This window comes from Streptomyces sp. NPDC126497 (genome assembly GCF_040302425.1).
GTDB lineage: Bacteria > Actinomycetota > Actinomycetes > Streptomycetales > Streptomycetaceae > Streptomyces.
Genome location: NZ_JBEORT010000056.1, coordinates 32817 through 45810 on the forward strand (window position 1 = coordinate 32817; position 12994 = coordinate 45810).

The window sequence follows — 12994 nt, forward strand, 5'->3', positions numbered from 1 at the left end:
TCCCCGTGAGGGGCGGACGGCGGCATCGGCCGGGTGGTGGGGTGAGGCGCCGCGCGCGGCCGGCGTCAGACCTCCGAGCCCGCCTTCCACTGCTCCCAGCTCATGTTCCAGCCGTTGAGGCCGTTGTCCGGGGCGATGGTCTTGTCACCGGTGTTCTGCACGACGACCACGTCGCCGATGATCGAGTTGTCGTAGAACCAGGCGCCCGGCGTGTTCGGGTCGTTCGCGCCCTTGGTGTCGGACAGGCCCACGCAGCCGTGGCTGGTGTTGACGCTGCCGAAGATGGACTTGGCACCCCAGTAGTTGCCGTGGATGAAGGTGCCGGAGGTGCTCAGACGCATGGCGTGCGGCACGTCCTTGATGTCGTACTCGCCCTTGCCGTCGTCGTCGGTGAAGCCGACCGTCGCACCGTTCATCCGGGTCTCCTTGAACTTCTCGGAGATCACCATCTGGCCCTCGTACGTCTTGTTGTCGGGCGAACCGGCGGAGATCGGGATGGTGCGGACGGTCTTGCCGTCCTGGGTGACCTTCATCTGCTTGGTCTCGGCGTCGACGTACGTCACCTGGTTGCGGCCGATCTTGAAGGTGACCGTCTTCTGCTGGACGCCGACCACGCCCTCGGCGCCCTCGACGCCGTCGAGGGCCAGCTTCAGCGTGACGGTGGAGCCCTCCTGCCAGTACTCCTCGGGGCGGCAGTCCATGCGGTTGGCGTTGAACCAGTGGCAGGCGACCTCCTGACCACTGGTGGACGAGACGGTGATGCCCTTCTGCACCGCGGCCTTGTTGGTGATCGCCTTGTCGAAGTTGATCGACACCGGCATGCCGACGCCGACGGTGGTGCCGTCGTCCGGGGTGAAGGTGCCGATGAAGCTGTTGTCCGGGGCGACCGTGGTGAACGAGGCGTTCTCGTGGGCGGCGAGGCCCGCGGCGTCCTTGGCCGTGGCCGACAGCTTGTAGGTGGTGGCGCGCTCCAGCTGGGTGCTGGGCTTCCAGCTCTTCTTGTCGGCGGATATCTCACCGGCGACGGCGGTGCCGTCGGCGGTGGTCATCTTCACCTCGGTGAGCGTGCCCTTGGCCACGGTGACGGTGGCGGAGTTGTTGATGGAGGCGTTGTTGGAGCCGTCCTTGGGCGTGATCTTGATCTGCGCCTCGGAGGACTTCTTGGCCGCCGCCTCGTCGACCTGGGCCTGTGAGTCGCCCTTGCCGCTGTCGCCCGAGGCCCCGTCGTCACCGCCGGAACACGCCGAGAGCACCAGCACTCCGCCGAGCAGAGCGGACGCGGCCGCCAGACCCCTGCGCCGCTTACCGTCCGTCATCACACGCTTCTCCATCGTTGCCGAATCCCGACCCCACGAGGCCCCGCCCGAAGCAGAAGGACCTCGTCCACAACTCTCAACGCTACGACCGGGTTCCCCCGTTCCCCACGGCCCACGGGTGTGGGGCTCGCCACGTCCGCCGGAGCGGACGGCGACGGTTCCGGCCGGTGCGTCGTCGCTTGAGACGTCGTCACCCGGGCGGCGGTTGCCGCCCGGGGTCACGATTTCCTCAAGACACCTCAGCCGGCCCTGCCCGTCCCGCCCTCGCCCTCGCCCTCGCCCTCGCCCTCGTCACCGTCGCCCTCGTCGTCGTCGCCATCGTCGTCAACGTCGTCGTCGACATCGTCGAGGTCCCACTCCGGCGAGTCGGGGTCGTAGTCGATCTCCTCGCCGCTCCAGGAGGCCTGCAGCAGTTCCGCCCCCGGCACCTCGCCGACCAGGGCGAACGGGTCGACGAGCTGGGCGAGGGCCTCCGCGGTGTCCTCCGTCACAGCGCTCTCGGCGTGTACCCGTTCCTCGTCCGGCATGCCGTCGTCGTCCGCGATCCTGCGCAGTGCCGCCCTGGTCACCGCGTCCTCGTCCTCGATCTCGAGGACGAGCTCCACGCGAAGCCGTACAAAACGTGATGTCTCCGGGGTGCTCATGACCGGAGCGTACGGCCCCGGACCCCTGCGGCTTTCCCGTGACCCGCGCTGTTCACTAACATCGCCCCACACGGCCAATTCGCCAGCGCCACAAGGGGATCGATATTCCGTGTCATCCGCGCTCCGTCCGTTGCTGACCGCCACCGCCGCGGGCACCCTGCTGTGCGCCCTGTGGTTCGTCCCGTCCGCGAATGCGACCTCGGCGTCGGACGCGCCCTCGGCACAGCCGTCTCCGCAGGTCACGGAACAGGCGAGAGCCGTCTCGCACACCACGTCCACGGCCGTGCGGGGCGCCGGCGAGGACGTCCGCCTCGCCGACACCGGCAGCTTCGACAGCACGCCGTACGTCGTCGGCGGCACGGCCTGCCTCGCCCTCGGCGCCGGTTTCGTCGTCTATTCGGTGCGTCGCGAGCGCCTGGGCCTCTGACGCGCGTGCCGGGCTCCGGCGGGGGACCGCCGGGGCCCGGCCGGTTCAGCTCAGCGGTCCGGTGACCGCCTCCACGGCCGCGACCAGCCGTCCGTCCCGCACGAACGCGTCCGCCGCGGCGAGATCGGGAGCCAGGTGGCGGTCCGGTCCGGGGCCGCCCACACCCGCCTTCCGCACGGCCTCGACGACCGCCCGCGTGGCCGGCGCCGGGGTCAGCCCCTCGCGCAGTTCCACGGCCCGTGTGGCCGCGTACAGCTCGATCGCGACGACCCGGGCGAGGTTGTCGACGGCCGTCCGCAGTTTGCGCGCCGCCGACCAGCCCATGGAGACGTGGTCCTCCTGCATCGCGGAGGACGGGATCGAGTCCGCCGAGGCCGGCACGGCGAGCCGCTTCAGCTCGCCGACCAGGGCGGCCTGCGTGTACTGCGCGATCATCAGCCCGGAGTCCACGCCGGCGTCGTCGGCGAGGAACGGAGGCAGCCCGTGGCTGCGGTTCTTGTCCAGCAGCCGGTCGGTGCGGCGCTCGGTGATGGAGGCGAGGTCGGCGACGGCGATGGCGAGGAAGTCCAGGACGTAGGCGACCGGCGCCCCGTGGAAGTTCCCGTTGGACTCGACCCGGCCGTCCGGAAGCACCACCGGATTGTCCACGGCCGACGCGAGTTCGCGCTCGGCGACCAGCCGGGCGTGCGCCAGGGTGTCCCGTCCGGCGCCGGCGACCTGCGGGGCGCAGCGCACCGAGTAGGCGTCCTGGACGCGGGGAGCGTCGTCCTGGTGATGCCCCGTCAGCCCCGAACCTCTCAGTACCGCCAGCATGTTGGCGGCGCTGGCGGCCTGACCGGGGTGCGGGCGGATGGCGTGCAGCTCGGGGGCGAGCACCTTGTCGGTGCCGAGCAGCGCCTCCAGGCTCAGGGCGGCCGTGACGTCGGCGGACGTGTAGAGGAGGTCCAGGTCGGCGAGGGCCATGACCAGCATGCCGAGCATGCCGTCGGTGCCGTTGAGGAGGGCGAGCCCCTCCTTCTCGCGTAGTTCGAGGGGCCGGATGCCGTGCTCGGCGAGCAGTTCGCCGGCCGGCCGCACGCCGCCGTCGGGGCCTTCCGCCTCCCCCTCGCCCATCAGGGCGAGGGCGCAGTGGGACAGCGGGGCCAGGTCGCCGGAGCAGCCGAGGGAGCCGTACTCGTGCACGACGGGGGTGATGCCGGCGTTCAGCACGGCGGCCATCGTCCGCGCGACCTCGGGGCGCACCCCGGTGCGCCCCGAGCAGACGGTCTTCAGCCGCAGGAACATCAGCGCCCGCACGACCTCGCGCTCGACCCGCGGTCCCATGCCCGCGGCGTGCGAGCGGACGATGTTGCGCTGCAGCCGGTCGCGCAGCTCCGGGCTGATGTGCCGGGTCGCCAGGGCTCCGAAGCCGGTGCTCACCCCGTACACCGGCTCCGGCTTCGCGGCCAGGGCGTCCACGATCCCGCGGGACTCGGCCAGGGCGGCCACCGCCTCCGCGGACAGTTCGACGCGGGCACCGCCGCGCGCCACGGCGATCACGTCGGACGCGGTCACGCCGGAGGTCCCCACCACCACAGTGTGCATACTCATATTCAGGAGCGTACGCAGTGAATTCAACGATGTCACCACCGGGCGCGCACCGCGCCCCTTACCGGCGGGCCGTGCGCTACGGCGAATGCCGCCCCCGGAAGCGCCGCCGCTCCCCGTCCGCCACCCGCGAGGGCTCGTCCGCCAGCCGTACGACGGGGTCGTCCGGCCCCTCCCGCCCGGCCACCACGGGGTGCGCGGCACGCTCGGCCTTGGCCCGGTACTGCGCCGCGTCGGCCAGCCGGAACAGCCGCCGGGCGGAGTGCACCGGCCCGACGGGATCCGCGGTGGACGCCACGCCGCAGGCCACGCCGTCCCCGATGCCCAGCTCCACCGCCCGCCGGCACACCTCGTCGGCCGTCTTGACGACCTCGTCGGCCGGCGGCCCCACCGCCAGCAGGCAGAACTCGTCCCCGCCGAGCCGCGCGACCAGGGCGCCGGGCAGCATGGCCCCGCACAAGGACAGCACGGTCCCGAACCGCTCCAGCAGCCGGTCGCCCACGGCGTGCCCCAGGGTGTCGTTGACCCGCTTCAGCCCGTTCAGATCGCACACCACGAGGCTGACGACGGCCCCGTCCCGCCGGTGCCGCTCCACGGCCTCGTCGAGCCGCGCGTCCACGGCGCGCCGGTTGGCCAGCCCGGTCAGCGAGTCCGTGTACGCCAGCCGCCGGGCCTCCTCCAGCCGCTCGGTCTGCGCGATCCCGGCGGCCACGACGGCGGCCAGCACCGTCGCGAAGTCGGCGTCCCCCCGCCCGAAGACGGGCGCACCGGCGGGCCGGGCCACGTACAGCTCGCCCCAGGCCCGCCCGTGCAGCACGATCGGCGCGACCACACAGCACCCCCGCCCCCGCCGCCTGAGCGCGGCCACCCGCTGCTGGCAGTACCCGGCCCGGCCCGCCGAGGGTCCCTCGGCGGTCTCCACCCACGCGTCGGGCTCACCGCCCCCCGCCCACCGCTCGTGCAGGAACTCGGTGATCTCGGCGAACTGGTGCACCGGATAGGACTCGTCCTCCGGGAACTCCTCCTCGCCCTCGGCCAGCTCCCCGACGTTCACCAGCACCCGCAGCCGCCCGAGCTCCCGCTCCCACACCGACAGGGCGGCGAAGCTCCCGCCCAGCGCCCGGCGGGCCCCGTGGGCCGCGGCCCGCCAGGCCTCCCGTGACCCGTGTGCGGCGGCCATGCCCTGAGCCAGCGCCACCACGGCCGCCAGCCGGCTCTCCTCACCCATCTCTCCAGATTAGGAAGATTCGGGACCGACCGGGACATTAAAGGAGCGAACGGGGCTCACCGGGACCTATTCCCCGGGCCACTCCGGCCTGCGTTTCTCGTTGAAGGCGGCGACCCCCTCCGCCCGGTCCCCCGAGAACGCCACCGACCGCCAGGCGGCGTCCTCGACCTCGAGCCCGGCGGGCAGATCCAGCCCGTGCCCGAGCCGCAGCGCCCGCTTGGCCGCCCGCAGTCCCACCGGCGAGTTCCCGGCGATCCTGGACGCCATGGCGAGGGCCTCCTCCCGGTCCCGCCCCTCCTCGACCAGCTCGTCGACGAGCCCCAGCTCCCGGGCCTCGCCGGCCTCCACCCGCCGCGCCGTGAAGATCAGCTCGGCGGCCCGCGCCGCCCCCACCCGCCGGGGCAGCAGCTGCGTACCGCCCCCGCCCGGGATCACCCCGACCGACACCTCGGGCAGCCCCACGACCGCCGTACGGTCGGCGACGATCACGTCGCACGCCAGGGCCAGCTCGAACCCGCCGCCCAGCGCGAACCCGTGCACCGCCGCCACCGTCGGCACCGGCAGGTCGAGCACTCCGGTGTACGCCGCGCGCGCCACGGGCCGCTGGCGCACCAGATCGGCGTCGCTGAAGGAGTTGCGCTCCTTCAGGTCGGCCCCCACGCAGAACGCCCGCTCGTGCGAGGAGCTCAGCACCACCGCCCGTACGCTCCGGTCCTCCCCCAGCGCCGCACAGGCACCGGCGAGGGAGCGGGCCATCCCGGTCGACACGGCGTTCATCGCCTTGGGCCGGTCGAGAACGAGCTCCGCGACATGCCCCCGCCCATGCCGGCGCACCAGCACGAACTCCCCGAACCGTTCCTCACTCATCGACGCCCTCCGGTTAACGCGGGTTAACTCCACTCGCTCCGATCATCGCAGTCCGCACCCCCCGGGGAAAAGGGCGCACGCCCGGTTCCCTCGCCACCTCCCGTCCACCCGTTCGAGTGACATCACCCCGGCTCCGGCCCGGCCCCCTCACCGGAGCGCATAGCGTGCGCGGACCGCGACGCGTCGGAGGCGCGCACGCAGGGAGGGAACACGATGACACCGACACCACCCACCGACGGACCACCGGCCCGCACCGTCCGCCTCCGGGGCCGCCACCGCAGGCCCCGCCCCCGCAAGGTCCTGTCGACGGCGGGGAGCCTGGCCGTGGCCGCGAGCGTCGTGATCCTGGTCCACCTGGCCACCCCCCAGGGCGGCGGCACGGACACCGGCGCGGAGGCGGGCCCCCGCCCCGTCCCCCACACGGACGCGGGCACACCCGCCGGCCCCCGGCCCGCGAGCAGGGCCGCCGCACCCGCCCCCGGGGCGAGCCCGTCCTCACCCATGGCCCTGGGCGGCAAGGCCCCGAGCCCGCTCACCGCGCCCGGGCCGTCGCTGTCGGCCCGGCCCACCACGGCCGTCCCGGACAGCGCGGACACTCCGGCCGCACCGCCCGCCACCGCGTCGGCCCGCGGCCCGCGCTCACCCGCACTCCGGCGGCCCCCGCGCGACACACCGGAACCGCCCCCGCCGGCCCCTCACGACCCGCCGTCGCCCCAGCCGGACGAACGCACCCCGGACCCCGCCCCCCGCCCCGGCCCGTGCGTACCGGTCATCGGCGTCCGCGTGGGCGGCGACCCGGATCAGGAGGGTGCGGAAGCCCCGTTCCGCCGTGTGAGCAGCCAGGGCTCCACCACACCCAGACCACGCACGGGCCGCTGCCACATCGGCTGGAGCGCGAACCGGTAGCCCGGCGGCTCCTCGCCCTCCTTCTCCGCCGCGGCCACCGCCTCGGCCGCCGCCGCCTCGGAGGCGGGCGCGTCACCGGTGCGGATCAGCTCCTCGGCGAAGGCGCTGTCGACCAGCACGGCGTCCCGCGGGGCTATGGAGGTGAGCCGGGAGGCCAGGTTCACGGTCGTGCCGAACACATCGCCCATCCGGGTGGTCACCGTGCCGAACGCCATGCCGACCCGCAGCTCCGGCATGGTCTCGTCGTTCGCCAGGGTCTCGATCAGCCGCATCGCGATGTCCGCGGCGATACCGGCGTCGTCGGCGACGTAGAGCACCTCGTCGCCCAGGGTCTTGATGAGCCGCCCGCCGCGTGCGGCGACCAGATCGGCGGCGGTGGTCTCGAAGGCCTCGACGAGCTCGCCGAGCTCCTCCTCCTCCATCCGCCGGGTCAGCCGCGTGAACCCCACGAGGTCCGCGAAGGCGACGGCGAGCCGCCGGTCGACCATCTCCTCGTCGTCGCCGCCCTGCACCACCCGCCCGGCGGAGGCGGCGAGCTGCCGCCGCCAGACGTACACGAGGAACTCCTCCAGCTCGGGCAGGAGCAGCTCGACGATCGGGTACGTCACCTCGGTACGGGTCATGCCCGGCTCGGGCGGCTCGGTCAGCCCCTCCAGGAACGAGTCGATCTGCCACTCGGCCAGCCGGGCGGTGGTCTGTCCGGTGGACCGCGCCACCTGCACCGCCATGGCCTCGCTCAGCAGGCCCGCCTCCACCAGACCGGCGAGGCGGCGCAGCGCGAGCACGTCGGCCTCGGTGAGGGCCTTGGCCTGGCCGACGTCGGCGAAGCCCATCGCCCGCCAGAAGCGGGTGGCCAGCTCCATGGTGACGCCGGCGCTGCGGGCCGCCTGGAACGGTGTGTAACGGCGCTCGGCGCCCAGGATGAGGTGTTCGAGGCGCAGGGCAAGCGGATCCTCGCCGGCGCCCTGCGCGTCCGTGGAACCCGAGTCGTCGACGGTCACGCGTGCCCTTCCGATCTGCCATGGCCAGGTATCGACCGGGCTCAACTCTACGGCAGGTGTGCGCCAGCTCACTCCGTCAGGTTGGGCCATGGGACGAGGTGACCGGCGGTGGCCCGGCGCCTGCACGGTGGCCCCCGCCGGCGTCGGTGCGGGGTGGCTCCGCGGCCCGGTGCCCGCGGGTGACCGGCGCTTGCGCGGTGCCTCCCCCGTCGCCCCTGGGGGTACCTCCCAGGCCTTCAAGGCACTGGGGGAGGCACGGCCGCCCGCGGCTGACCCGGCAGGGGGCCGGCGCGTCCGCGCCCCGCGCCCCTCCGGCGGACGTGATCCGCTCCGGGCCGGGGACGGACGCCCCCGGTCCGGCCCCGGCCCACCCGTCCCCCCGCCGTGGGCGTCAGTGGGCGCGCAGATGGACGATGTCACCCGCCCCCACCGGCTTCTGCACCCCCGCCTCCGTGGCCAGGACCAGCCGGCCGTCGCCGTCCACCGCGACCGCCTCCCCCACCAGCTCCCGATCCCCCGGCAGCTCCGCCCGCACCACCCGTCCCAACGTCGCGCACCCCGCCGCGTACGTCTCCTGCAGCCCGCTGGCCCCCGGGTCGCCCCCCGCCGCGCGCCACCGCCCGTACCACTCCTCCAGCGACCGCAGCACCCCCCGCAGCAACGGATCCCGGTCCGTGCTCACCGCTCCGGCCAGCACCAGCGACCCCGCGGTGGGCACCGGCAGCTCATCGGCCCGCAGGCTCACATTGATCCCCGCACCGATCACCACTCCGTCGTCCCCGGCCCGCTCCGCCAGGATCCCCCCGGCCTTGCGCTCCTCTCCCCCCACCGTGACCAGCAGGTCGTTGGGCCACTTCAGCGCGGTGTCGACGCCCGCCGCCCGCGACAGCCCGGTCGCCACCGCGACACCGGTGAGCAGCGGCAGCCACCCCCACCGCGCCACGGGCACCTCCGCGGGCCGCAGCAGCACGGAGAAGAACAGCCCCGACCGGGCCGGCGCCGTCCACCGCCGGTCGAGGCGCCCCCGCGCGGCGGTCTGCTCCTCGGCGACGAGGACGACCCCCTCCTCCAGCCCCTCCTCGGCGGCCCGGGCCACCAGATCGGAGTTGGTGGACCCGGTGCGCTGCACCACGTCCACCTCCCGCCACAGCGCTCCCTCCCGCACCAGCCCCCGCCGCAGAGCGGTGGCGTTGAGGGGCGGCCGGTCCAGATCGGACCACCGGCTGTGGGCGGATTCGGAGTCATCTCGGGGCGTCATGCAACCCACCCTAGGTGTGGGAAACACCGCACTGCCGAACGGAGGGCCCCCCACTACGCTACGGATGAGTAACCGTCCCCCCTTTTGAGCAGGCAGGGAGCCGCATCCCGATGTCCGAGCCGGAAGAGCAGCAGCCCGACATCCACACGACCGCGGGCAAGCTCGCGGATCTCCAGCGTCGCATCGAAGAGGCGACGCACGCCGGCTCCGCACGCGCGGTCGAAAAGCAGCACGCCAAGGGCAAGCTGACGGCCCGCGAGCGGATCGACCTCCTGCTCGACGAGGGTTCCTTCGTCGAACTGGACGAGTTCGCCCGGCACCGCTCCACCCACTTCGGCCTCGACGCCAACCGCCCCTACGGCGACGGCGTCGTCACCGGCTACGGCACCGTCGACGGCCGTCCGGTCGCCGTCTTCTCCCAGGACTTCACCGTCTTCGGCGGGGCGCTGGGCGAGGTCTACGGCCAGAAGATCGTCAAGGTGATGGACTTCGCGCTGAAGACCGGCTGCCCGGTCATCGGCATCAACGACTCCGGCGGCGCCCGCATCCAGGAGGGCGTGGCCTCGCTGGGCGCGTACGGCGAGATCTTCCGCCGCAACACCCACGCCTCCGGCGTGATCCCGCAGATCAGCCTGGTCGTCGGTCCGTGCGCGGGCGGTGCGGTGTACTCCCCCGCGATCACCGACTTCACCATCATGGTCGACCGGACGTCCCACATGTTCATCACCGGACCGGACGTCATCAAGACGGTCACCGGCGAGGACGTCGGCTTCGAGGAGCTCGGCGGCGCCCGCACCCACAACACCGCCTCCGGCGTCGCCCACCACATGGCCGGCGACGAGAAGGACGCGATCGAGTACGTCAAGCAGCTGCTGTCCTACCTGCCGTCGAACAACCTCTCCGAGCCCCCGGCGTTCCCGGAGGAGGCGGACCTGACGGTCACCGACGAGGACCGCGAGCTCGACACCCTCGTCCCGGACTCGGCGAACCAGCCCTACGACATGCACACGGTGATCGAGCACGTCCTCGACGACGGCGAGTTCTTCGAGACGCAGCCGCTGTTCGCGCCGAACATCCTCACCGGCTACGGCCGCGTGGAGGGCCGCCCCGTCGGCGTCGTCGCCAACCAGCCGATGCAGTTCGCCGGCTGCCTGGACATCACCGCCTCCGAGAAGGCGGCCCGCTTCGTGCGCACCTGCGACGCCTTCAACATCCCGGTCCTCACCTTCGTCGACGTCCCCGGCTTCCTGCCCGGCGTCGACCAGGAGCACGACGGCATCATCCGCCGCGGCGCCAAGCTGATCTACGCCTACGCCGAGGCCACCGTCCCCCTCATCACCGTGATCACCCGCAAGGCCTTCGGCGGCGCCTACGACGTCATGGGCTCCAAGCACCTGGGCGCCGACCTCAACCTGGCCTGGCCCACCGCCCAGATCGCCGTGATGGGCGCCCAGGGAGCGGTCAACATCCTGCACCGCCGCACCATCGCCGACGCGGAGGACCCGGAGGAGACCCGCGCGAGGCTGATGCGGGAGTACGAGGACGCCCTGCTCAACCCCTACGTCGCGGCCGAGCGCGGCTACGTCGACGCGGTGATCATGCCGTCCGACACCCGCCGGCACATCGTCCGCGGGCTGCGTCAGCTGCGTACGAAGCGGGAATCCCTGCCCCCGAAGAAGCACGGCAACATCCCCCTGTAAGGAGCCGACGTGATCAAGGTCGTACGGGGCAACCCCACCCCGGAGGAGCTGGCCGCCGCACTGGCGGTGGTCCGGGCGCGCGCCGCGGCGGCGTCAGCCGTGCCGTCCGGCGCGCCCACCCCCCGCGACGCGTGGTCCGACCCGTCCCGGATCGCGGCCCACCACGTCCCCCGTCCGGGCCCGGCCTCGTGGACGCGCACCTACTGGCCGGGCCAGTGACCTGAGTCGGGGCGTGGTGAACAACGCCACGCCCCCACTTGAGTACGCGTACTCAGGCACCCGGCCGGTCCGGGCCCCACGCTGGTGGCATGCTCTGGTCCGACCCCGAGAACGAGCCGCCCAAGGAACTGCGGGACACGCAGGACATGCTGCGGCGGCTGGGCGTTCTCGTGGCGCTGGCCATGGTGCTCGCCATGCTCGTGATCGGCGTGAGGTGAGGCGTCCGGGCGACGTCGATACGCTGAGCGCATGACAGATCAGCCGCGCCGCCGACTCGTGCTCGCCTCCCAGTCCCCCGCCCGGCTCGGGTTGCTCCGCCAGGCCGGGCTGGATCCCGAGGTGATCGTCAGCGGGGTCGACGAGGACGCCGTCACCGCTCCCACCCCCGCCGAGCTGGCGCTCGCCCTGGCCGAGGCCAAGGCGTCCGTCGTCGCCGCGAAGCCCGAGGTCAAGGGCGCGCTGGTGATCGGCTGCGACTCGGTCCTGGAACTGGACGGCCGGGCCCTCGGCAAACCCGCGGACGCCGGGGAGGCCGTCGCGCGCTGGAAGGACATGCGGGGCCGCGCGGGAACGCTGCAGACCGGCCACTGCGTGTACGACACCGTCGGCGGACGCTACGTCTCCGCCACCGCCTCCACCGTCGTCCGCTTCGGCGAGCCCAGCGACGAGGAGATCGCCGCCTACGTGGCCTCCGGCGAACCGCTCCACGTCGCCGGCGCGTTCACCCTGGACGGCCGTTCGGCCCCGTTCATCGACGGCATCGACGGCGACCACGGCAACGTCATCGGCATCAGCCTGCCCCTGGTCCGGCGCCTCCTCGCCGACCTGGGAGTCGGCATCACGGAGCTGTGGGCGCGGCCGGAGGAGTGACCGGAGGCGTCACCGGGGAGCCGTCACCGCCGGCGCCGCCCTCGGGGGCGGCGCCGGACGCGGTGGCGGCCGGACGCTCCGGACGGCCGTCGTACGTCATCAGCAGCAGCACGATGAGCCCGAGGACGACCAGCATGGAGGCGAACGCGGTCCAGTGGACCAGGTTCCAGGCGACCGCCCCCAGCAGCGCGTGCACCACCGCCGCGCTGATCAGCAGGACCTTGCCGAGTCCGGCGGGCTCCCGGTCGCGCACGGCGACCAGCAGGGCCACCAGAGCGCACAGCGCGAAGTAGAGCCCGAAGACGATTCCGCCGCTCTTCGCGGACGTCGACATCACGTCCGGGTCGAGCCCGGCCAGCGACATGTGCTGCCGGTCGACGACGACGCCCAGGAACCAGTTCAGCGCCGCGACGCCGAGTGCCTCGGCGAACAGGACGAGCGCCACGACCCACGCCACCGGTCTGCGTACCACCGGCCCCCACCCACTTTCGAGCACGACTGTGGTTACCCCGAGTACGTTCGGGTCGACGCGAAGGCTACACGGGGGTCCCCCCGGCTCGTGAGGAGTCCCGAAGAGGGTGAACCTCGGGACAGGACTCCCGCGGAGGGCAAAGAATCATTGGGCCATTCGTAGGGACTCCACAAAGAAACCGAGTGGGCCGCAGCACGCTCTCACAGAGACCTTGACCACACGGGACGGCTAGGGTTTCCGGGAGGAGTCCTGCGTACCACGGTGCGACAAGGGATTTCGCGGGTCGGGCGAGCCCCGCATCACGCTCCGTGTGGGCAAGCTCACCAGTGGGGACGGGTCGAAGTGCCGTGTCGGCAGTCCCTAAACTCGGCTTGTTTCAAGGAGGGAGCCTCAATCGTGCGCAAGGTGCTCATCGCCAACCGTGGCGAAATCGCTGTCCGGGTGGCCCGGGCCTGCCGGGATGCCGGGATCGCGAGCGTTGCCGTCTATGCCGACCCGG

The 12994-nt window shown here is 73.0% G+C and carries 14 protein-coding genes; 6 read left to right on the forward strand and 8 right to left on the reverse strand.

From position 1 onward, the window contains the following. Positions 1 to 65 precede the first annotated feature (65 nt). Positions 66 to 1316 (reverse strand): L,D-transpeptidase, encoded by a 1251-nt coding sequence (locus tag ABTY20_RS22370; RefSeq protein ID WP_351998782.1) that lies wholly within the window; start codon positions 1314 to 1316, stop codon positions 66 to 68. Positions 1317 to 1555: 239 nt separating this feature from the next. Continuing rightward, complete coding sequence (locus tag ABTY20_RS22375; protein WP_351998783.1) at positions 1556 to 1960, reverse strand: hypothetical protein; 405 nt, start codon at positions 1958 to 1960, stop codon at positions 1556 to 1558. A gap of 109 nt (positions 1961 to 2069) precedes the next feature. Here ABTY20_RS22375 and ABTY20_RS22380 point away from each other — a divergent pair, with 109 nt between their 5' ends. After that, a complete protein-coding gene (locus ABTY20_RS22380; RefSeq protein ID WP_351998784.1) occupies positions 2070 to 2387 on the forward strand; it encodes a hypothetical protein in 318 nt (105 codons plus the stop codon). A 45-nt stretch (positions 2388 to 2432) separates the two neighbouring features. On the opposite strand, the gene hutH is transcribed toward ABTY20_RS22380, so the two are convergent. The 5 genes from hutH to ABTY20_RS22405 all read right to left on the reverse strand — a co-directional run bounded on the left by hutH (position 2433) and on the right by ABTY20_RS22405 (position 9234). Further along, entirely contained in the window at positions 2433 to 3971 is a 1539-nt protein-coding gene (hutH, locus tag ABTY20_RS22385) for a histidine ammonia-lyase (protein ID WP_351998794.1), read from the reverse strand. A gap of 82 nt (positions 3972 to 4053) precedes the next feature. Then, complete coding sequence (locus ABTY20_RS22390) at positions 4054 to 5202, reverse strand: GGDEF domain-containing protein (RefSeq protein ID WP_351998785.1); 1149 nt, start codon at positions 5200 to 5202, stop codon at positions 4054 to 4056. Positions 5203 to 5268: 66 nt separating this feature from the next. Next, positions 5269 to 6069 (reverse strand): enoyl-CoA hydratase/isomerase family protein, encoded by an 801-nt coding sequence (locus ABTY20_RS22395; protein ID WP_351998786.1) that lies wholly within the window; start codon positions 6067 to 6069, stop codon positions 5269 to 5271. An 800-nt stretch (positions 6070 to 6869) separates the two neighbouring features. Further along, positions 6870 to 7976: an adenylate/guanylate cyclase domain-containing protein gene (locus ABTY20_RS22400; protein WP_351998787.1), complete on the reverse strand. Its 1107-nt coding sequence runs from the start codon at positions 7974 to 7976 to the stop codon at positions 6870 to 6872. 391 nt (positions 7977 to 8367) lie between these two features. Further along, a complete protein-coding gene (locus tag ABTY20_RS22405; RefSeq protein WP_351998788.1) occupies positions 8368 to 9234 on the reverse strand; it encodes a biotin--[acetyl-CoA-carboxylase] ligase in 867 nt (288 codons plus the stop codon). Between the two features lie 110 nt (positions 9235 to 9344). Between ABTY20_RS22405 and ABTY20_RS22410 the strand changes: the two genes are divergently transcribed. The 4 genes from ABTY20_RS22410 to ABTY20_RS22425 all read left to right on the forward strand — a co-directional run bounded on the left by ABTY20_RS22410 (position 9345) and on the right by ABTY20_RS22425 (position 12023). Continuing rightward, positions 9345 to 10934, forward strand: coding sequence for an acyl-CoA carboxylase subunit beta (locus tag ABTY20_RS22410; RefSeq protein WP_351998789.1), 1590 nt, complete (start codon positions 9345 to 9347; stop codon positions 10932 to 10934). Positions 10935 to 10943: 9 nt separating this feature from the next. Further along, positions 10944 to 11153, forward strand: coding sequence for an acyl-CoA carboxylase epsilon subunit (locus tag ABTY20_RS22415; protein ID WP_351998790.1), 210 nt, complete (start codon positions 10944 to 10946; stop codon positions 11151 to 11153). An 89-nt stretch (positions 11154 to 11242) separates the two neighbouring features. Then, the gene (mmpB, locus tag ABTY20_RS22420; protein WP_279334254.1) at positions 11243 to 11371 is read left to right on the forward strand and encodes a morphogenic membrane protein MmpB; all 129 of its coding nucleotides are present in this window, start codon (positions 11243 to 11245) and stop codon (positions 11369 to 11371) included. A gap of 31 nt (positions 11372 to 11402) precedes the next feature. Further along, a complete protein-coding gene (locus tag ABTY20_RS22425; protein ID WP_351998791.1) occupies positions 11403 to 12023 on the forward strand; it encodes a Maf family protein in 621 nt (206 codons plus the stop codon). On the opposite strand, the gene ABTY20_RS22430 is transcribed toward ABTY20_RS22425, so the two are convergent. After that, positions 11992 to 12495, reverse strand: a complete 504-nt coding sequence (locus ABTY20_RS22430; RefSeq protein ID WP_351998792.1) for a hypothetical protein — start codon at positions 12493 to 12495, stop codon at positions 11992 to 11994. The genes ABTY20_RS22425 and ABTY20_RS22430 overlap by 32 nt on opposite strands. 396 nt (positions 12496 to 12891) lie before the next feature. Between ABTY20_RS22430 and ABTY20_RS22435 the strand changes: the two genes are divergently transcribed. Beyond that, positions 12892 to 12994 (forward strand): biotin carboxylase N-terminal domain-containing protein (locus ABTY20_RS22435; protein WP_158786612.1); only part of this gene is annotated, 103 nt, incomplete at its 3' end.